Raw genomic sequence first — 19,751 nt, 5'->3', positions numbered from 1 at the left:
TACAGCATAGCCGAGCGCAGCGGTTGCGCCAGCCGGGCGAGGCGCCTACATCGACAGGCGACACACCCCAAGGAGGCGGTGCTGCAGCTTTACCTGATCCAGGCGCCGACGCGGCTGCGCCACTATGCCGAGGCCAGCGGCCGCCTGCTGCTGCGCCAGTGGCAGGGCATGCTGCTGCTCGGCCTGCTGGTGGCGGGACAGGCGACGACCATCCTGATGCTGCCGGCGATGGCCTTGGCCGGCCTCGCGCGGAACAGCGATCTCGGCGGGATCACCGCATTGGCCGGGCTGGCGGCGTTGTGGGTCCTGCCGCAGCGCCGGCAGATACGCGGCGGCACGTTCGCCGGATATGCCGCGACGCTGCCGATGCCGCGGCGCGTGCGGCTGCTGCTCGACCTCACGGTGCTGCTGCTGGCCGATGCGCTGTTGCTGCTGGAGCTGGTGCTGGCGGCGAGCGTAGGCGGCATCGCGGCGATGCCGGGGCTGGCGGTGCTGCTGGCGCTGGTGCTCGTGGCGCAACTCGTCGTGCTGCACCTGCCCCTGCCCGACCCGCGCCGAATGCTGCGCGGCCTGCCGGCGCCAGCCGGCCTGCGATGCAATCTGCAGGCGCTGGCGGAACAGCCGGCGAGCGCGGGCACGCGGTTGCTGACGACCATCGCGATTGCGGCAGGCGCCGCGGCAATTGCGACGGCGTTCCACTTCGACGCTCGCGCCCTGTCCGTGGCGATTGCGGCACTGGCACTGAGCGGTTTCGTGCTCGCCGATTTCTATCGGGTGCTCAATGCCGCGCATGCGCCGATCCGCGCCTATCTCGCGACGCTGCCGCTTGCACCGCACACGCTGCTGCTGCGCGACATGGCAACCGTGCTGCTGCTGGGCAGCGTGCCGTTCCTGATGCTCACGGTGTGGTTCGGCGTATTCGAGCCGGCGAGCCTTTTCGTCTTTGCGCTGCTGGCGCTGGCCTATGCGGGATTGCTGGCGCTGCTGCGCCTGCCAATGCTGCGTGGTGGCGGGCTGGGCGCGATGCTGGCTGCCCTCGTGGCGGCGGGCTGGGCCGGCAGCGCCATCGCCATGGTGCTCAAATGACGCTGCTCGCCGCCCACGACCTCGCCGCCGGCTATGATGGTCGCGTGGTGTTTTCCGGCATCGGCCTGACGCTCGGACCGGGCGCCTATGCGCTCGTCGGGCGCAATGGCAGCGGCAAGTCGACGCTGTTGCGGGTGCTGGCCGGAGCGCAGCAACCGATGGCAGGCCGCGTGATCGTCGCCGGCCATGATTTGGCGCGCGCGCCGCTCGCGGCGCGGCGGCAGCTGGCCTACGCCCCCGACGACATGCCGGCCTATCCGTTCATGCGCGGGCGCGAGCTGCTGGCGATGGTGGCGGCGGCCAAGCGTGTGACGCCGGGGCCGGTGGTCGAGGCGCTGCTGGCGACTTTTGCGCTGCTGCCGTATCTCGATGAACGCGTCGACGCGCTGTCGCTCGGCACGCAGAAGAAGCTGCTGCTGGCGGCGGCGTGGATCGGAGCGCCGCGGGTGATCCTGCTCGACGAGCCGTCCAACGCGCTCGACACGGGGGCGCGCGATGCGCTGATCGGGCGCATCCGAAGCGATGCGGTGGGCGCGGCGGTCCTGTTCGCCACCCATGACGACGCGTTTGTTGCCGCGACGGGGGCCGAGGTGCTCACCCTGTCCGATCGTGCCGCGGCGGCGTAATTTTCCTAGAACGTACCGCCCAGAGTCGCCTTGAGGCTGCCGCTGACGAGACCATCGGCGCGGTAGGCGCCGTCGCCGTGCAGCGACAGGGTCAGCGCCGGCCCGAGCCGGCTGTCGATCCCGGCGCCGGCATAGACGCCCGCCGAGGACGCGGCGGAGCTGACGCTGACCGTCTGACCGAGCACCGTCACCGGCACGTTCGCGCCGCCGAAATTGGCGGTGGCGAACACGCCGCCGCGTGCCACAAGCTCGGCACCGACACCGTCGCCAGCGGTGACGCGCCGGCGGCCCTCGAGACCGAGGCGGGCGTCGAGCAGGCCGATGCCCTGTTGGCCCACAGTGAGGCTCATCGACGAGCCGGTCTCGCTGTAGCCGCTGACGAAACCACCGACATAGCCGAGACTCGCCTTGACCAGCAGGGTCGAGACATCGGTCGACGAGACCGGCAGGCTGACGGCGAGGCTCGGCGCGACGAACAGGCTGGAGTATTGGGTGCTGGCCGTCTCGATGCCGCCGGGCGCCGACACCTGCCGCGTGCCGGCATGGCTCGATGCGCCGGCGAGCAGCGCCAGGTCGAGATCGGCAGCGCCCAGGCTCGTCTGCCCATAGACACCAGCCAGCACCGTGCGGCTCACGACGGATTGCACGCCGCCATGCTGACCATTGGCCGAGTCGACATAGCCGGCGAGCCCGCCGAGAGTGAGGGCCTGGCTCAGCCGCACATGCGCGCCGGCGACCAGACCGCCATAGACGCCTGAGACGTCGAGCGGCTGGCCGGTGTTGCTGGCGCCGCCAATGGTGCCGCCCCAGATCGCGATGCCGGGCTGCCGCACGTCGAGCTCGCTCAGCACCGCGGTTTCGGCGGCGGATCGCGACGGCTGCGGCGCGAAGCCGAGGGGCGCGGCGGCAGGTCCGGACGTCAGCGCATGGCCGAGTTTGGTCTCTGCCAGGCCGGCGATGTCGCGGCTCATCCGGGCGTAGAGATCGCCGAAGGCACCGCCACCCATGGCGGAAATATCGAAGATGGCGATGCGGTCGTTCGGCCTGTCCCAGGCGTAGGAGTGAATTCCGGGCACCACGACGTCGAGGCCGGGCACGGTCAGCACAGTGCTGCCGAAGTAGCCGGAGAAATCGAGGGTATCGTGGACGTCGCGGCTTTCGCTGCCGAAATTGACGGCGCCGAAAATGCGCGAGCCGGTGAGGATGGTCAGCGTATCGGCGCGGTCGTAGTCGCCGCAGCCGCAGTCGAAATCGATGGCGGTGCCGTTGGTGAGGCTGCGGATGATGCCGGAATTGATGAGCTGCTCGCGCCCATCGGCATCGACGAAATACAGAACGCCCGTCGGCCCCTCGATGGTGCCGGTGTTGACAAATGTCGTTCCAGCCGCGGTGATTCCATCGAGCATCACGCCGGCATAGCCGCCGCTGATATAGCCGGCATTGGTGAAGCTGTGGATAGGCTGGTAATTGTAGGCCTGCACGCCGGCGAGGGCGCCGACGATGGAGCCGCCGGCGAGGTTGGCGAAGCTGTCGACCTCGTCGTCGAATCGCACGGCGCTGCCGCCAGTCGAGGTGATCTGCCCGGAATTGGCGAAGCTGCCGACGGCGCCATTGAAATAGGCTCCGTCGTCGCCGCCGGCAATCTCGCCGGAATTGGCATAGTCGCCGACGCTGCCATAGATCGCCGTTCCAACAGTGGCGCCGTAGATGGTTCCGCCATTGTAGAATGAGCCGACGCGGAGCGGGACGTAGTTGGCAAACTCGACGCCCACCTGATTGCTGGTGATGTGTCCGAGATTGCTGAAGCTGCCGACGTCGCCGCCGCTGTAGACGCCGGTCGACGTTCCCGGTCCCGGATTGACGTCGATGATGCCGCTCGCACTGTTGAGGAAGCTGTCGACGCCGCCGGCCAGATAGACGCCGCCGCTGGCGCTATCGAGCACCATCTTGAGGGTGCCGTTGTTGATGAAGCTGCCGACGCGGCCGTTGATGCCGACGATGGCGTTGTGGCCACCGTCGATCTCGCCGTCGTTGATGAAGGTCGTCACGTCGCCATCGAACACCGCGGACTCACCGGCATTGTCGGCGCGGATCGTGCCGGAGGCGCGGTTGTAAACGAGACCTACCGACTGGCTGCTGGCAATGCCGGTCGCACTGCCGCCATCGACGTAGCCGCTGTTGTCGAACCCGTCATAGGGGCCGCCGGCATAGGTCTGCAGATCGATTGCCCCCGGCGCGTCGCCGGCATCGATCGCCAGCGTCGCCGCGGCGCCGCTCCCTGTGGCAGCGAGCAGGGCGACGGCCGAAATGGCGCCGGCGCTCAGCCATTGCCCGAATGACGCTGTGGCAGACATGTGGCCCCCTTGGCGGCGCAAGCTAGCGGGAGCGGCCTTCCTAGCTGGAGCGGCCTTCTGCACAAGATCGCAAAAGTGTGCATTTCCGGACTGGCTGCAGGTCTTTCGCTTGTGTGCCCATCTTGCCACAATCTGTGCAAATGACGGCGCCCGAAAAACCGGCTAGAACTCACCTGTCATTTCGGGGGAAATCCATGCCATCGCGCCTCTTCGCCGCCCTAGCCGCCGGCTTGCTGCTCACGGCGCCGGCCGCGGCCGCCACCACGCTGCCAGGCGGCGCCACGTCGCTCACCGAGGCGCATGACGACTGGACGGTGCGCTGCGACATCGAGCAGGGCAGCGTGCACTGCGCGGCGCAGCAGGAGCAATTGTCGTCGCAGACCAAGCAGCGGGTGCTGGCGGTGGAGATCCTGCCCGGCAAGGGCCTGCTCGACGGCACGCTGGTGCTGCCGTTCGGGCTGGAGCTGAGCAAGGGCGCGGTGCTCAAGGTCGACGACAAGCTGACCTCGCCGGTGCTGAACTTCAAGACCTGCCTGCCGTCCGGATGCCTGGTGCCGCTCAGCATCGGTGCCGATTGGGAGAAGGCGATGCGCGCCGGCACCAAGCTGGCCGTGGTGGCGCAGGCGGTCAACGGCCAGGCGGCGAACTTTTCGATCTCGCTCAAGGGGCTGGCGGGCGCGCTCGACCGCATTACCGAGCTCACCAAATAACAGGGCCCGCCGAAGCGGGCCCCGCAACTGCCGTCGGCGGTAACGCTATTTGACCTGGCCGATATTGGCCGGCGTTTCGCCCGGCGACAGCAGCGCCCGCCAGATGATGCCGCCCAGCGCACCGCCGACCAGCGGGCCGACGATGAACAGCCAGATCTGGCCCCAGGCGCCGGTGGTGGCGAAGATCGCCGAGGCGATCGAGCGCGCCGGATTGACCGACAGATTGTCGACCGGGATGCCGATGATGTGGATGGCGGTGAGGCAGAGGCCGATGGCGAGCGGCGCGAAGCCGGCCGGCGCCGCGGTGCTGGTCGAGCCCAGGATCACCAGCACGAACATGCCGGTGAGCACGATCTCGGTGACCAGCGCGCTCAGCATCGAATATTTGCCCGGCGACAAATCGCCATAGCCGTTGGCGGCAAAGCCGCCGGCGGCGAAGTCGGGCGCGCTCGAGGCGATCCAGTAGACGATGACCGCCGCCACCGCGCCACCGACGATCTGCGCGATCCAGTAGGGCACGAGATCCTTCCAGTCGAAGCGGCCGGCGACCGCCAGCCCCAGCGACACCGCCGGGTTGAAGTGACCGCCGGAGATGCCGCCCACGGCATAGGCCATGGTCAGCACAGCGATGCCGGCGGCAAAGCCGACGCCGATGAAGCCGACCCCGACGGTCGGAAAGCCGGCCGCCATCATCGCCGTGCCGAGCACCGCGAGGACCAGCCAGAAGGTGCCGAAGAACTCGGCGAAGAGTTTACGAGCCATGCGTTGTTGCCCCTGAGAGTTTCCCACCTGCCGAGGGTTAGCGCCCGGCGCGATGCGACGGAATCGTCGGTGCGGGGTTTCACACCGGAAACTGGGCGCGCAGCATGGGCTCGAGGTGATCCTCGAACAGCAGGCCGGGCCTCGCCGCCGCCGCAGCCGGATACGTCTCCTCGGCGACGAGCGAAATGCGCAGGAACGCCGCCATGCCCTCGGGGCCGGCGGGGTCGGCCATGGTGTAGTGGCCCGTTTCGAGGCGGCGCAGCATCTCGCGCTTGCTGCGCAGCATCTTTTCGGTGACGCCGGGACCGTTGCTCATCGACACCGAGAGCTTCAGGTAGTCATGAAGCGGCGTGCCCAGGTGCCAGCTTGCGGGCACCGTGCGGTAGAGCTGCAGCAACAGCTCGAGATCGGTCATGTTGGTGAGCTCGAGATCGTAGCGGGCATCGGTCTTGCGGCGATCCCACAGGAGCATCGAATCCATCGACAGGCAGGTCCATTTGTAGACCGCAGGGGAAAGCTCCGCGTCGGGTCCGGCGCCGACGAGACGCAGGCGCCGGTCCGTTTCGTCGAACTCGTCGAGCGCAACCGAAACGATGGGGTGATGGGCGAGCGCGGCGACGGCGCGCGCGAGCTTTTGCGGCTTGAAGCGGTCGTCGGCATCGAGGATGGCGACGTAGTCGGTGCCGATGGCATCGAGCGCGACGTTGCGGGCGCGCGAGGCGCCGCCGCCAATGGCGCCCGAGGATAGGAATTTGAGGCGCCGGTCGCGGATGCCGGCGGCGGCCAGCAGCGCCTCGTAGTCGGCACCGTCATCGGCGATGATGACGTGCTCGAACGCCTCCCAGGTCTGAGCGAGGACGGACCTGACGCAGGGGACGATCCAGCGCTCGGACCTGTAGGCGGGGGTGATGACCGAGACGGTCGCAGCCATGGGTCAGCCTTGAAGGAGAGTGTGCCCTGCCCCATATTTGGGCAGTCCGCCGGTGCCGCTGAAATCTGGGCCGGAGGGCAACGTTGCTTGTCGAAGGACGGATCGATGTCCCGTGTCTCGTTGTTTTCGGCGCCGTTCCTGTTGGGCTTCGATGCCTATGAGGAACGGATAGACCGGCTCAGCCGGGCCGCGGACGGCTACCCGCCCTACAATATCGAGCGCAGCGTCGATGCCGACGGCAGCGAACGCTATGTGATCTCGATCGCGGTGGCGGGGTTTGCGCTCAACGACCTCGAGATCGTGTGGGACGAGAGCCAGCTCGTGGTTCGCGGCAAGCAGCAGGACGATCCAACGCGCCAGTTCCTGCATCGCGGCATTGCCGCGCGGCAGTTTCAACGGAGCTTCCTGCTGGCTGACGGCGTTGAGGTGAAGGATGCCGTGCTGCAACACGGCATGCTGGTCATCTCGGTGCTGCGGCCCAGGATCGAAAAGCCCGCCCGGCGCATCGACATACGTTCTGCCTAGGAAGGGGAACATCATGCAAGACAGACCAGAACAGACCAGTTTCGACAACCCGTTGCGGCACCTGACGCCGGCGCAATTCATGGCGCTGGGCGGCAATGCGGTTGTCTATGTCCGCTCGATCAAGGGCGGCAAGCTCAACGAGATCATGCCGCCCGACGACATGGAGGTTTCGGACGACGACGCCGACTTCCAGCTCGTGGTGTCGGCCGATGGTTCGCCGCTGCTCGTCGCCGACAGCATCGAGGCGGTGGAAGAGTGGCTCAGCGACAAGAATTTCGGCATCGTGGCGCTGCATTGAGAGCCACTGCGGTGCAGTGACTGGCGCGCTGCTCCCCGCGATGGGAGCAGCACCTGGCCACAAGCCTCACGCCGCCTTGGTGGCTTCCAGCGGCTGGGTGAGGATAGCGTAGAGCTTGTGCGGGTCGCTGGTGCGGCGCAGCGCTTCCGCGACGCTGTCGGTGCGCAGCACGCGGGCAACGCGGGCCAGGGCCTTGAGATGGTCGGCGCCCGAGCCCATGGGGGCGAGCAGCATCATCACGATGTCGACGGGCTGGTCGTCCACGGCCTCGAAATCCACCGGGGTTTCAAGCTTCATGAACACGGCGAGCACGCCCTTGCCCTTGAGCGGGGCGAACTTGCCGTGCGGCACGGCGATGCCGTTGCCCAGCCCGGTCGAGCCGAGCGATTCGCGATCGTTGAGCGCCTCGAACACGTCGCCGGCCGGCTGCCCGGTCAGCGCCGCGACCTTGTCGGCAAGCTTGAGAAGAACGTCGCGCTTGCTGGTAATGCCCGTGCAGACAAGCACGGACTCCTCGGAGAGGATGTCAGCCAGTTCCATTCGTATCGAACCCTAATTCTTTTCCGGCGCCGGAGGTTGGATTGTCGCGATCTTCAAACCGGGAAACCGCTACGCACTGGGAACGCTCTAGTTGGCCCTGAGGGCAGGATCGATCCAGCCAATATTGCCGTCGGCGCGGCGATAGACCACATTCAGTCCCCCATGTCCAGCATGGCGGAACATCACAATATCGGCCTGTGTAAGATCGAGTTCCATTACTGCTTCCTCGACGCTCATCTGCCTGAGGTTCCTGGTGGTCTCGGCAATCACCGGCGGAGAGTAGTCTTCCGCCAATTCGTCGGAATCGTCCGGCGCCTGAAGCACATAGCTTTGCGCGGTGTCGTCACCATTGGCTGGATGGCGATGCTGCTTGAGCTTGCGGTTGTAGCGGCGCAGGCGCTTTTCGATGGTTTCGGTGAGGATCTCATAGGCGGAGATGGCATCGCCGCCATAGGCGCTGGCCTGCAGCACGGCGCCCGAATCGAGATGCACCATGCAGATCGCGTTGAAGCCCGACCCTTCGGGCTCCAGGGTCAGGTGGCCGGTGTAGCCCCCGTCAAAGTATTTCTTCACGACGCCGTCGAAATGGCCCTCAGCCCTGGTCCTGAGCGCATCGCCCACATCCATGTTCTTGCCTGAGACGCGTAGGGTCATGGAACTCCTCTTGGGGTGATTGGTCCTCCGTCGGCCGACGCGGAACGCCAGCCGCGTGCCCCGAGACTAGACCCGGGGCCGCTCAGGGGGCAATGCGCAAAGGGAGCGGCGGTTGCCGCACCGACCCCCTCGGTTCGGCGGAATTCGCTGTTGATTTTCAGTACGAAAGGTGCAGGCACGCACCGCTAGCGCGCCGCGACCAAAGCGCGCTTCTGCCGCCGGCGGATCACCGAGGACGGGATGTTCATGCCCTCGCGGTATTTGGCCACGGTGCGGCGGGCGACCTCGATGCCCTGCTCCTTGTGCAACATGTCGGCGATGGTGTCGTCGCTGAGGATGTCTGCGGGCGATTCGGCATCGATGAGCTGACGGATGCGATGACGCACCGCTTCGGCCGAATGGTCGGCGTCGCCGGTCGAGGACGCGAGCGCGGTGGTGAAGAAATACTTCATCTCGAACAGGCCGCGCGGGGTCGCGATGTATTTGTTGGAGGTGACGCGGCTCACCGTCGATTCGTGCATGTCGATGGCGTCTGCGACGAGCTTCAGCGTCATCGGCCGGAGGAAGGCGATGCCGCGATTGAGAAACGCATCCTGCTGGCGCACGATTTCGGTCGCCACCTTGAGGATGGTCTGGGCCCGCTGGTCGAGGCTCTTGGCCAACCAGTTGGCGGTCTGCAGGCAATCGACGAGGAAGGCCTTTTCGGCGCTGTCGCGAGTCTTGCCGGTGACGGTGGCGTAGTAGGTGCGGTTGACGAGGACGCGCGGCAGGATGTCGGAGTTGAGCTCGACGATCCAGCCGGCCGGCCCTTCGCGCACGAAGACGTCGGGTACCACCGCCTCCACCGGGCCGCGTTCGAAGGCGCGACCGGGCTTGGGGTCGAGGGCGCGCAATTCGGCCAGCATGTCGGCGAGATCGTCGCGGTCGGCACCGACGGCGCGGGCCAGCGCCGCGAGATCATGACTGGCGATCAGCTCGAGATGGTCGAGCAGGCGCTGCATCAGCGGATCGAGCCGGTCGCGCTCGCGCAACTGGATGGCGAGGCATTCGGGCACCGAGCGGGCAAACAGGCCGGGCGGATCGAGCGTCTGCAGCCTGGCGAGCACGGCCTCGACGGCTGCGAGCGGGGCGCCGAGCTGCTGGGAGACGGTGTCGAGGTCGAGCGTCAGATAGCCCGCCTCGTTGAGGCCGTCGGCGAGAAAACGCGCGATCAGCCGCTCGACCGGATCGTCGAGCAGCAGGCCGATCTGGGTGTTGAGGTGGTCGGCCAGCGTCGGCCGGGCGGCGACGTACTGGTCGATGTCGGCGGCCTCGCCGGGATCGGACAGGCTGCCGCCGCTCCAGCCGGACTCGAGCCGGTCCTCGCTGCGCTGTTCGGGAAAGACGTTGTCGACCTCGGTGTCGAAGCTCTGGGCGATGCCGTCGGCGTCCTGAATGCGCTCGCCGGCATCGACCGCGTCATCATGGGCGGTGATCTCGGGCGCCGGCTCTGGCGTCTCCACCGGCTCGGTGCCGTCCTCGCGCTCGAGCAGCGGGTTGCGCAGCAGCTCGGCGTCGACGAAGGCGCTGAGCTCGAGATGGCTGAGCTGCAGCAGCCGGATCGACTGCATGAGCTGCGGCGTCAATGTCAGCGACTGCGATTGCCGGACCTCGAGCCGAGGCGACAGCGCCATGGAGCGTATTCCCGTGTCTTTCAGCCGCCGCGGGGAGCGCGACGCGAGCGGACCATGGCCTATTCGGGGCGCGAGGACAAGGGCGAGGGCAAGAACCGTGCCAATACGGTGAATGGTGAATGGTGAATGGAAGGCAGTGGCCCGATCCTGCGCCGCCGCAAGACCATCCGCCCTCTACCATTCACCACTCACCCCCTCACACCTCGAAGCTATCGCCCAGATACACGCGGCGCGCTTCCGGATCGCTGGTGATCACCTCGGGCTTACCCTGGATCATCACGCGGCCATCGTGGATGAGGTAGGCGCGATCAACCAGCGACAGGGTCTCGCGCACCGAGTGATCGGTGATGAGCACGCCGATGCCACGCCGGGTGAGTTGGCGGACCAGCGCCTTGACCTCGCTGACGGCGATGGGATCGACGCCGGCGAAGGGCTCATCGAGCAGCATGAACACCGGATCGCCGGCGACGGCGCGGGCGATCTCGGTGCGGCGCCGCTCGCCGCCCGAAAGCGCCAGGGCGCTGACATTGGCAAGGTGCGCAATGCCGAATTCCTCGAGCAGCGCGTCTAACCGCGCCTGCCGTTCGCGGCGTGAGCGGATATGCGATTCGAGCACGGCCAGAATGTTGTTCCTGACGCTCAACCCGCGGAAAATCGAGGGCTCCTGCGGCAGGTAGCCGATGCCGAGCAGGCCGCGCTGGAACAGCGGCAGGCGGGTGATGGCGTGGCCATCGAGCCGAACCTCGCCCTTGTCGGGCTTGATGAGCCCCATGATGATGGTGAACACGGTGGTCTTGCCGGCGCCGTTGGGGCCGAGCAGGCCGACCGCCTCGCCGCGGCGCACCGCGATCGACACGTCGTGGACCACGGTCTTCTTGCCGAAGCTCTTGGCGAGGCCGTGCGCGACGAGCCAGCCGCTCTGGTCGATCCGCCCTTCGCGCTCGTCGCTCATTTGGGCGTGAACACGCCGGTGACGCGGCCGCCGCTGCCCTTGGCGGCCGAGAAAGTGGAGGTGTTGGTCAGCATGTTGACCACCAGCTCGGGGCTACCGACGGTGCCGCTGGCGTTGACGACGATGACGTTGCCGGTCAAGTGAAGAAGCTGGGTCTTGGGATCGTACACGGCCCGCTGGCCGGTGGCGTCCTGGTCGGGCGTCTTGATGCGGACATTGCCCGAGGCGACGAAGCTCTTGATGTCGCTGGGGCCACCCTCGCCGTAATCGACCACCACCTTGGCGGCCCAGACGGTGAGCTTGGTGCGCAGCACCACCACCTTGCCGGTGAAGGTGGCGGTATGCTCGGCGTCGTTTATGACGAAGGTATCGCCGGTGATCTTGATGGGATCGGCGCCGCCGAGGCCAGCCGTCGCCGCATGCGCCGCGGAGGCGGCGAGAGCCAGCAGTACGGCAAGAGCGAGGCGCTTCATTGCGGCAGCACCTCCGGCTCGGCGAACAGCAGGAAAACGTTGTTCCAGCTTGGCGCAGCGTGCGGCAGGTTGGGCACGGTCAGCGTGGCGCGCTCGAAGCTCCAGACGTCGGCAGGACCATCGAAATGCATGTTGGCCGCAACCAGATGCGTGCCGTCGGCGAAGGTGAGGTCGACCGGCCCATCAGCGACGGTGATCTGCGCCTTCATGTCGGAGTGCACCGAGGTGAGCGTGCCGAACAGCCCGTCGGCGCTGCGCACATGGGTGACGCCCGGCACGGTGACGACGTGCCGGCCGGTATCGACCGTGGCGCTGTCGGCAGTAGCGTGCAGGGCGGACTCGCCGGGACGTTCGAAAAGCAGATCTGGGCTGGTCATCTCGATGCTGTTGGGGTTGTCGAGCGGCGTGCGCGCGGATTCGGCAGTCACCAGGTAGCGCGAGCCATCGTCTCCCGTCTCAGAATATTGGGGCGTTTCGACGACCAATTGGCCGCGGTCGATGCGGATGCCGGAGACCCCGTACTGGCGGGCAAGGCCGGTGAGCCACATCTGCCCCATCAGCACCAGGAAGGCGGCGACGCCGAGCGCCGGCACGGCGAGGCGCAGCACGCCGACCAGCCGGTTGCGCCACAGCAGCCGGCCAAGGATGGCGGCACGTTGATCGAAGGTCTGGGTGCGCGCCACAAGCATCAGGAGTGGGCGAAGATGTCCTCTTCGTCCCAGCCCAGGAGATCGAGCTCGATCCGCGTGGGCAGGAAACGAAAGCAGGTTTCGGCCAGCTCCAGCCGCCCCTCGCGCCGAAGCATGCGGTCGAGGTGGCGCTTGATGTCGTGCAGATAAAGGACGTCGGAGGCGGCGTAGTCCATCTGCGCGTCGGAAATCTTGTCGGCGCCCCAATCCGAGCTTTGCTGCTGCTTGTTCATATCGATGTTGAGCAGCTCGCGGGCCAGGTCCTTGAGGCCGTGGCGGTCGGTGTAGGTGCGGGCGAGCTTGCTGGCGATCTTGGTGCACCAGACCGGGCCGGTGACGACGCCGAAGCGGTGCTTGAGCACGGCCATGTCGAAGCGGGCATAGTGGAAGATCTTGGTGCGGGCCGGATCGGTCAGCAGCGACACGAGATTGGGTGCCTGGGTGAGGTCGGCCGGAATCTGCACCACGTCGGCGCTGCCGTCGCCGGGCGAGAGCTGCACCACGCACAGCCGGTCGCGGCGCGGATCGAGCCCCATGGTTTCGGTGTCGATGGCCACTTCCTTGCCGTAACGGGACAAATCCGGCAGGTCGCCCCGGTGCAGTCGTGTGGTCATCAACGCCCCCAAATCGAAATATCGGGCTGGTTTGCCACAGCATCTTGGCATTGGAAAGGCCGAGACGCCGCGGTGTTTCCGTCGGCATCGGCGGAGACGCAAGTAAACCGGGCGGAAACGGCGCCGCAAGCCGATCATCGCGTCCGGCGTCATGTCAGCATCGATTGTGGAAAGCATCGCTTTTTCGGGCCCGCGCCTGCCCGCAGGGAGCATGCCTCATATGCCCCTGTCCGGGTTTACAGCACCGGTCGCCCACACCATTTTCCGCCGCAAATGCAGGGCGCCCGCCCTGCCCCCGACGAAAGGACGTGCCAGATGAGCATGAGCCAACCCGAACGATCGCAACCAGGCGCCGAGCGCCGCGCCGAAACCGAGTCCGCCGCGCCCGAGCCAACCGAGCACCCGCGCGACAAAGCACGACGCACCGGCCTCCACCCCAGTCTCAGGGCGCTGCCGGACTACCCGGCGCGCTGAGCGGCCCCTTCGGGGCGCCGCCGATCCGACAATCGCTGGAGAGTGGTGCCCCGGAGAGGCTCCGGGAAACCGGCCTCAGTCACGCTGTTCCTGGGCCTTAGGGGCTGTCAGCGTCGAACGGCACGGTGCTCCGCACGGAGCTTTGGACTTCGGAGAGCGCCTCCGGCGGCCGTTAACCACCGTTGCGGGTTGGCATTATGACCCATTTGCATAGGCTCCGCCCGAGGGTCTATTTCGAATGCCTTCTTCCAGCAGGAGGCGTTCCATGTATCCCACCCATTCCGGCCACTACGTCATTGACCCCGAGGACGTGTTGATCCCCGACGGATGTCGTGTCCCCGACGAGCCGAACGTCGTCAGGCTGATTGAGACCCTCACGGCAGGGCCTCAGACCGACATCATCTACCCCAGCTTGCCAGACCATCACCCCTCAGTGCTAGTTATGGCTGCGATGCGCATCGCCGGCAGAAGGTAAGACACGTGCTTACGACGTTGTTGATTATCCTGATCCCCGTGGGCTTCTTCGTCGGCTACATCGTCATTATGACCGTTGAATCCGCGGCTTCGAACAGGGACTTTTCTGCACAGCACCCTGAGGACCCCTTCTCCAAGGGTATGGATGCCGCGTGGACTGGAAAAGGGCCTACTCCCACGAAGCAGGACCGAAGCGACCATATTCGTCGCGCTATACTCTGGGACAGGCTGAACCCATTTGGACGGACCCTGTCGAAGGCTCAGCGCGAAGCGATACGGAAGAGTGCCGAGGAGGTCGCCGCAAGAGCGGCATCGGCCGAGGCAACGGGCTCGAACAAGGTCTCTTCAGAAGACCAGTAGGCGGTCCTGCACGGACACTTGCACGGATACTTCTACCCCGCACCAGCGGGCACCCCAGTGCACCACCGTGCACCATAACACGATGCCGCCGATGAGCCGGAGAGGCCCACGTACTGGGGTTCTCACGGCGCGAGAGGCCCGCGAAGCGGGGCGTTGCTGCTGAAACGAGGAGGGAGTGCCTGGTGCCCCGGAGAAGACTCGAACTTCCACGACTTGCGTCACACGGACCTGAACCGTGCGCGTCTACCAATTCCGCCACCGGGGCAACCGATGGGCGCCGTTCACCTAGGGGAGCGCCCTGCGGCTGTCAATCGGCAAACGCGCCGCGCCGGACGGTTTTGCCGGCCCTGGCGTGGCGCCGAGCCGTCTCGACAGTCCGCGCGGCTTCGCGATAGAAGCGGACACCCTGTTTTCGCGCCCACGGAGCCGCCTGATGGATCACCCCGAACTGGTCACGATTTTCGGCGGCTCGGGCTTTGTCGGCACGCAGGTGGCGCAGCTTCTGGCGCGCGCCGGATATCGCATCCGCGTGGCGGTGCGCCGGCCCGACCTCGCCGGACCGGTGCGGATGTTCGGCAGCGTCGGGCAGGTGGTGCCGATCCAGGCCAATGTGCGCAACAAGGACTCGGTGGCGGCGGCGGTGCGCGGCGCGGCGATCGTCATCAACCTCGCCGCGATCGGCATCGAAAAGGGCAAGCAGCGTTTCCGCGCCGTCAACGTGACGGGCGCGCGCAACGTGGCGGCGGCGGCGAAGGCGGCCGGCGTCACGACGCTGGTGCATATGTCGGCGCTGGGCGCCGATGCCAATTCGCCGAGCCTGTTCGCCCGCTCGCGCGCCATGGGCGAGGCGGAGGTGCGGGCGCACTTTCCCGACGCCATCATTTTCCGTCCGTCGGTGATCTTCGGGGTGGGCGACGATTTCTTCAACACGCTGGGCCACATCGCCCGCATGCTGCCGGTGATGCCGCTGTTCGGCGGCAAGACCAGGTTCCAGCCGGTCTATGTCGGCGACGTGGCCGAGGCGGTGGCCGCGGCGGCGATGGGCAAGGCGAAGCCGGGCACGATCTACGAGCTGGGCGGGCCCGAGATCGTGAGCAATCGCGAGCTGACCGAGCGGGTGCTGCACTACACCAACCGCCGCAACCCGATCCTGCCGCTGCCGGCCGGCGTGGGCACGCTGCTCGCCATCCCGATGGGGCTGATGCCGAAGCCGCTCCTGACCAGCGACAGGGTGCGGCTGCTCGGCCTCGATAATGTGGTGTCGCACGCGGCCACCGCCGAGCGGCGGACCCTTGCGAGCTTCGGCATCGTGCCGGTGCCGCTCGATGCAGTGCTGCCCAGCTATCTGTGGCGGTTTTCGCCCAACGGCCAGTTTGACCGGCAGACGGCCTGACGCTCCGTCGAGCAACCGCTGTTGAAGGCTAGAGGCAGGTCAGCGACAGGCGAGTGAGCAGCGACACCAGCTCGGACTGGCGGCGGGTGCCGGTTTTGCGCATGACGCCGACGAGCTGGTTGCGCAGGGTCTGCTTGGACACCTCGCGCTCCTGCGCGAAATCGGCCAGCGTGGCGCCCTTGACCAGCGCCTCGGCGAGCTGCGCTTCCGCCTCGGTGAGGCCGAAGGCGCGCCAGAGCAGATCGAGCGGCAGGCTGGCGGCATCGAGCGTGCCGTGCACGATCAGCGTCACCAGCGGGCCGGGATCGAGGATGGCGTCGTGCAGCTGGTAGTTCTGCGGGCCGCGATAGGCGAGACGCGCCACCACCAGGTAGGATTCGTCGGAGCCTGGGCGGTTGAGCCGCAGCACGGTGGTCGAGGCGCGCTTGGAGGTGGCGATCTTGCCGACCAGATTGCGCAGCTCGGCGTCGCCGGCCTCGTCGGCCGCCCGCAGCGTGCCGTCGAGCCCGAGGAAGGGGCTCGCGGGGCTGTGCCGCATGGTGTCGGCGTTGAGGTTGGCATAGTGGATGTGCATGCCGGCATCGACCAGTAGCATGGCAAAGGGCAGATCCTCGAGCACGTTGTCGAGATAGCCCGGGCCGATGGAGAAGCGCGAGCGGCGCAGGATCTCGAAGGCGCGGCCGAAATGATAGGCGGCCTCTCCCAGTGCCGCGGCGGCACGCTCGCGCCGCTCGAGGTCCTTGGGCGAATAGCGGATTTCGATGGCCATCTGCCGCGCGCCTTCGCGCAGCACCACCACGCCGGTGGCCGCGGCGTAATCGCCCTGGCGTGACAGCCAGTCGCGGTAGAATGTCGTTTTCGCGGCTTCGTCGCGCGGCAGCAGCTGGTCGTCGTGATAGATCTGGAACGGGGCCAGCTCGGCCTGCCCGTCGAGCCAGGGATTCTGGTCGGCGTATGTCGACAGGTAGGTCTGCACCGCGGCCGGCGACAGGCCGCGCTGGGCAAAGACCAGGCTGGTGTGCCGCACGAGATCGTGGCCGGTGACGAAGATCAGCGAATTGGGGAAGGCCGCGCTCAGCACGTCTAGAATGCTGTCCCAGCTAGAGCGGCCGAGCGCCATCTCGTAGATGTAGCTGGTAAGGCTGTTCTGCGAATATCCCATGTGGGATCCTCCCGGGCCGTCCTGGACCGGATTATCCCTGTGCGCCCCGCGCCGGACCGGGGAGGGAGTGCAGACGCAGCGAAGTCGTTCTATTGCGCCTGCGACGGGCTGTACTAAGCACCGGCGTCGTGCGTTAGCAATTCATATACTATGTCATGGTTACCGCGCCCGCGCTCGGGAGGCGGCGAAAGGCCGGAGGCGTGGGGGTTTTGACCCGCGCCCGCGCTGGCCGGCACCTAGAGCATATGCACCAAGCGGTTGGTACCGTTGCGCTATCGACGCCGCCAAAACATACGGCCGGATGTGAAAACGTCTCTACTGTCGTAGAGCGTATTACACGCCACACTAGAGCAAATAGCCCAAATTAATATTGGTAAACAGATGGTTAACCATGCTGCTATACCTGGGCTTACGATGCCAGTGTCTTTGCGCAGTTTTCCACAGTGATGTTTTTTGCTGTCTTCACGGGGTGCGACTGCCCCCCGGAAGCGAAACACTTCACGGAGGACTTCACATGCGCCGTATTCTTCTTGCAACGACTGCGATCGTTGCGCTGAGCGCCGCCTCGCCGGCGTTTGCTTTCAATCTTACTTTGGGCGGGCAGCTTGGATACAATACCGCTGTCAGCGTGCAGCACGATCACGCCAATAGCAGCGAGGGTGCGAATGTGCTGCTCGCGGGTCAGGCAGGCCTGGGCAACACCATCGACAATGGTGTCTGTGTGCAGAGGAATAGCCATCCTAAGCCGAATTGCGATTGGTATGAAAAGCCCGGTCAGGACGCCAAGGGCAAGGGTGTCAATGCCGCTGCCATTGGCCAGCTCGGGCTCGGCAACTATGCGAAGAACCGTCAGAAGGCCGAGGACAAAGGTGTCAATCTGAGCGGCGTCGGCCAGATCGGCATTGCCAACAGCGCGGAGAACTATCAGAACGCCAAGGGCAAGGGCTCGTTCAACGGCTCGCTCGTGGTTCAGGCCGGACTGCTTAATGAGGCCACGAACGACCAGAAGGCGCGTGACGGCAAGAACAACACCGCGACCCAGTGGCAGCTTGGGGCTTTCAATGAGTCGAGCGTGTCGCAAGATACCAGTGGCGGTGGCGGTACCAAGGGCAACAACGATTCCGACACGGTTCAGGTGGGTTTCGGTAACGGCTCGTACGTTTCGCAGAAGGGCGGGAACGACCAGTTCACCGGCCAGCTCGGCGCCGGCAACATCTCGGTGACGGACCAGAACCATAACCAGAGCTCGCCGAACGACTCGACGACGCTGCAGGCAGGGCTCGGCAACTTCTCGCGCACGACGCAGAACGGTGGCAACAGCGACGCCACGACTGTTCAGGGTGGCGTCGGCAACGTCTCGGTGACCAGCCAGAGCGACAAGAACAACACGTCGCAGACGTTCCAGGCTGGTGCCGGCAATACTGCCGTCGTCGATCAGAGCGGCAACGGCACCAACTGGTCGGCCGTCGGCCAGGTGGGAGCCGGCAACACCTTCGTCTCGGTGCAGAGCAGCCACTAACAATGGTGGGGCGCGTCGCGCCCCACTCTTCCGTATTCCAAAAGCAAAGGGCGCCCCAGAGGCGCCCTTTGTTATCGTGCTGCAAAGTTTTAGAAGTGTCCGCTGACACCACCTGTCAAGGTAAACGCCCACATGTCGCCAAACGACAGCAGAGGCGAACCTGACGACGACCAGTTCGCATTGGCATCGGTTGCATTCGCGGTGTAGGTGACGTTGGCGCCACCATTCGGGCGCGCCACTTTCGACAGGTAGTCGACCGAAGCCGCCAGCGTCAGATCCAGGTTCGGATTGAGATTGACGGTGGTCGAGGCCTGGCCTCGGATCGCGTAAGCGATGCCATTGTTGAACGCCGATGCACCGGGTCCGTAGGTTACCGTCTGCGGCCCGTACGGCAAGCCGGCAACGCCGGAGCCTCCAGCGATCGTCACTGAGTCCGAACCACTGAGCGCTGCGTGCATGTAGTACAGCGAACCCTCGGCCGCGAACGCCACGGATACAGTGTCGTTGACCTTGCTGGCCAAACTGCCGCCAATCACGGCGCCGATATAGTTCGACGTTACGTTGGCATTGCGATCCAGCGTGTAAAGCGGATGTACAACAGTGGTGCCAGCGACTTCGGGCAGGTCGACCGAGAGCGAATAGTTCGTCTTGTTCCACTGATCGATGAACCGATAGCTGGGACCAACATAGGCCTGCGCCACCGTGCGATCATTGACCACACCCGACGCACCGAAGGTAACGTCCATCCCGGTATAGAGGATGGAGTTCTGAACGCTCGTCGCGATCGACAGCCCATCGAGGTCGCCCACCGCCAGCAGCAAGCTGCCGGATGTGTCGGCCGCGGCCCCCACTGCAAGAGCCTTGGCGACGCCGCCGGCAGAAACCTGCGTGTTTGCGGCGCCCCAGACAAAGCTGTTGCCAGTTCCGGCGGCGGTCACCTGCGATGCGCTCTGCTGATTGCCGGGCGCCGGAGTCGTTTGGGTAAAGCCATTAGTGGCGTTGCCGCCCTCGGGGTTGTTGTCGACCACGTTGACCGACGCCACGGCGCCGGCGGCTCGCGACGTCGTCAGATCGATCGAAGCGTTGGCCGGGGTCGAAATACCGGGAATGGCGACCAGGCCCACGCCCGAAAAGTTCTGCGTCCGAGTACTGCTACCATTGGCGTAGGTCGCGAACAGGTTTGCGCCCATGAAGGCGTCATAGTCACCGATCTTGCCAATGCCGATGACGCCGTTGAACCCGAACGTTCCACCTATCATCAGCGGGTCGGAACCAGCGCCCTGCACGTCCCCCTGCGTCAGCACACCATTCTGGCCCGCGGGCAGCTTCAGGACGGCGACGCCGCCATTCGCCCCGAGGCCAAAGAACGGATGGGTATCATCCTGCGCCATGACGGCGGTCGACCCCAGGAGGGCGGGGAGCAGCGCGGCGCTCAGTGCCCAGAACTTCATCTCATGCCCCTCGAAAGCGAGAATCGGAATT

General features: G+C 66.1%; 19 protein-coding genes and 1 tRNA gene. 7 read left to right on the top strand and 13 right to left on the bottom strand.

Features of this window, described 5'->3' with window-relative positions; genetic code table 11:
- Nucleotides 1-78: 78 nt before the first annotated feature.
- Both BGO82_RS18300 and BGO82_RS18295 read left to right on the top strand, forming a co-directional pair.
- On the top strand, nucleotides 79-1,086 hold the full coding sequence (locus BGO82_RS18300; protein WP_291307062.1) for a hypothetical protein: 1,008 nt from the start codon (nucleotides 79-81) through the stop codon (nucleotides 1,084-1,086).
- Nucleotides 1,083-1,712, top strand: coding sequence for an ABC transporter ATP-binding protein (locus BGO82_RS18295; RefSeq protein WP_291307061.1), 630 nt, complete (start codon nucleotides 1,083-1,085; stop codon nucleotides 1,710-1,712). The genes BGO82_RS18300 and BGO82_RS18295 overlap by 4 nt, the downstream gene beginning before the upstream one ends.
- Before the next feature lie 5 nt (nucleotides 1,713-1,717).
- On the opposite strand, the gene BGO82_RS18290 is transcribed toward BGO82_RS18295, so the two are convergent.
- Complete coding sequence (locus BGO82_RS18290; protein WP_291307060.1) at nucleotides 1,718-4,066, bottom strand: autotransporter outer membrane beta-barrel domain-containing protein; 2,349 nt, start codon at nucleotides 4,064-4,066, stop codon at nucleotides 1,718-1,720.
- Between the two features lie 194 nt (nucleotides 4,067-4,260).
- On the opposite strand from BGO82_RS18290, the gene BGO82_RS18285 reads away from it, so the two are divergent.
- Entirely contained in the window at nucleotides 4,261-4,776 is a 516-nt protein-coding gene (locus tag BGO82_RS18285; protein WP_291307059.1) for an invasion associated locus B family protein, read from the top strand.
- 45 nt (nucleotides 4,777-4,821) lie between these two features.
- On the opposite strand, the gene aqpZ is transcribed toward BGO82_RS18285, so the two are convergent.
- Nucleotides 4,822-5,538, bottom strand: coding sequence for an aquaporin Z (gene aqpZ / locus BGO82_RS18280; protein ID WP_291307058.1), 717 nt, complete (start codon nucleotides 5,536-5,538; stop codon nucleotides 4,822-4,824).
- Nucleotides 5,539-5,617: 79 nt separating this feature from the next.
- On the bottom strand, nucleotides 5,618-6,469 hold the full coding sequence (locus tag BGO82_RS18275) for a glycosyltransferase family A protein (RefSeq protein ID WP_291307057.1): 852 nt from the start codon (nucleotides 6,467-6,469) through the stop codon (nucleotides 5,618-5,620).
- Nucleotides 6,470-6,574: 105 nt separating this feature from the next.
- Here BGO82_RS18275 and BGO82_RS18270 point away from each other — a divergent pair, with 105 nt between their 5' ends.
- Nucleotides 6,575-6,994, top strand: coding sequence for an Hsp20 family protein (locus tag BGO82_RS18270; protein ID WP_291307056.1), 420 nt, complete (start codon nucleotides 6,575-6,577; stop codon nucleotides 6,992-6,994).
- Between the two features lie 13 nt (nucleotides 6,995-7,007).
- A complete protein-coding gene (locus tag BGO82_RS18265; RefSeq protein ID WP_291307055.1) occupies nucleotides 7,008-7,292 on the top strand; it encodes a DUF1150 family protein in 285 nt (94 codons plus the stop codon).
- 66 nt (nucleotides 7,293-7,358) lie between these two features.
- Here BGO82_RS18265 and BGO82_RS18260 read toward each other — a convergent pair whose 3' ends face one another.
- The 8 genes from BGO82_RS18260 to BGO82_RS18225 form a co-directional block, all read right to left on the bottom strand.
- On the bottom strand, nucleotides 7,359-7,832 hold the full coding sequence (locus BGO82_RS18260) for a PTS sugar transporter subunit IIA (RefSeq protein ID WP_291307054.1): 474 nt from the start codon (nucleotides 7,830-7,832) through the stop codon (nucleotides 7,359-7,361).
- Between the two features lie 87 nt (nucleotides 7,833-7,919).
- Nucleotides 7,920-8,486 carry an HPF/RaiA family ribosome-associated protein gene (locus tag BGO82_RS18255; RefSeq protein WP_291307053.1) on the bottom strand — a complete coding sequence of 189 codons (567 nt, stop codon included), beginning with the start codon at nucleotides 8,484-8,486 and terminating at the stop codon, nucleotides 7,920-7,922.
- 185 nt (nucleotides 8,487-8,671) lie between these two features.
- Nucleotides 8,672-10,159, bottom strand: coding sequence for an RNA polymerase factor sigma-54 (gene rpoN, locus BGO82_RS18250; protein ID WP_291307052.1), 1,488 nt, complete (start codon nucleotides 10,157-10,159; stop codon nucleotides 8,672-8,674).
- A 196-nt stretch (nucleotides 10,160-10,355) separates the two neighbouring features.
- On the bottom strand, nucleotides 10,356-11,111 hold the full coding sequence (lptB, locus tag BGO82_RS18245) for an LPS export ABC transporter ATP-binding protein (protein ID WP_291307051.1): 756 nt from the start codon (nucleotides 11,109-11,111) through the stop codon (nucleotides 10,356-10,358).
- Complete coding sequence (locus BGO82_RS18240) at nucleotides 11,108-11,584, bottom strand: LptA/OstA family protein (RefSeq protein WP_291307050.1); 477 nt, start codon at nucleotides 11,582-11,584, stop codon at nucleotides 11,108-11,110. The genes lptB and BGO82_RS18240 overlap by 4 nt, the downstream gene beginning before the upstream one ends.
- Nucleotides 11,581-12,273, bottom strand: a complete 693-nt coding sequence (locus BGO82_RS18235) for a hypothetical protein (RefSeq protein WP_291307049.1) — start codon at nucleotides 12,271-12,273, stop codon at nucleotides 11,581-11,583. The genes BGO82_RS18240 and BGO82_RS18235 overlap by 4 nt, the downstream gene beginning before the upstream one ends.
- On the bottom strand, nucleotides 12,273-12,887 hold the full coding sequence (locus tag BGO82_RS18230; RefSeq protein WP_291307048.1) for a ribonuclease H-like domain-containing protein: 615 nt from the start codon (nucleotides 12,885-12,887) through the stop codon (nucleotides 12,273-12,275). The genes BGO82_RS18235 and BGO82_RS18230 overlap by 1 nt, the downstream gene beginning before the upstream one ends.
- 1,488 nt (nucleotides 12,888-14,375) lie before the next feature.
- A tRNA-Leu gene (locus tag BGO82_RS18225) sits at nucleotides 14,376-14,460 on the bottom strand.
- A gap of 168 nt (nucleotides 14,461-14,628) precedes the next feature.
- On the opposite strand from BGO82_RS18225, the gene BGO82_RS18220 reads away from it, so the two are divergent.
- Nucleotides 14,629-15,588, top strand: a complete 960-nt coding sequence (locus BGO82_RS18220) for a complex I NDUFA9 subunit family protein (RefSeq protein ID WP_291307047.1) — start codon at nucleotides 14,629-14,631, stop codon at nucleotides 15,586-15,588.
- Nucleotides 15,589-15,616: 28 nt separating this feature from the next.
- Here BGO82_RS18220 and BGO82_RS18215 read toward each other — a convergent pair whose 3' ends face one another.
- The gene (locus BGO82_RS18215; RefSeq protein ID WP_291307046.1) at nucleotides 15,617-16,750 is read right to left on the bottom strand and encodes a hypothetical protein; all 1,134 of its coding nucleotides are present in this window, start codon (nucleotides 16,748-16,750) and stop codon (nucleotides 15,617-15,619) included.
- Nucleotides 16,751-17,264: 514 nt separating this feature from the next.
- On the opposite strand from BGO82_RS18215, the gene BGO82_RS18210 reads away from it, so the two are divergent.
- Complete coding sequence (locus BGO82_RS18210; RefSeq protein ID WP_291307045.1) at nucleotides 17,265-18,269, top strand: hypothetical protein; 1,005 nt, start codon at nucleotides 17,265-17,267, stop codon at nucleotides 18,267-18,269.
- 89 nt (nucleotides 18,270-18,358) lie between these two features.
- On the opposite strand, the gene BGO82_RS18205 is transcribed toward BGO82_RS18210, so the two are convergent.
- Entirely contained in the window at nucleotides 18,359-19,720 is a 1,362-nt protein-coding gene (locus BGO82_RS18205) for a hypothetical protein (RefSeq protein ID WP_291307044.1), read from the bottom strand.
- Nucleotides 19,721-19,751 lie beyond the last annotated feature (31 nt).

Origin of the sequence: Devosia sp. 67-54 (assembly GCF_001899075.1) — a bacterium.
In the GTDB taxonomy this organism is placed as follows: domain Bacteria; phylum Pseudomonadota; class Alphaproteobacteria; order Rhizobiales; family Devosiaceae; genus Devosia_A.
This window is presented reverse-complemented; position numbering and strand designations above follow the sequence as displayed.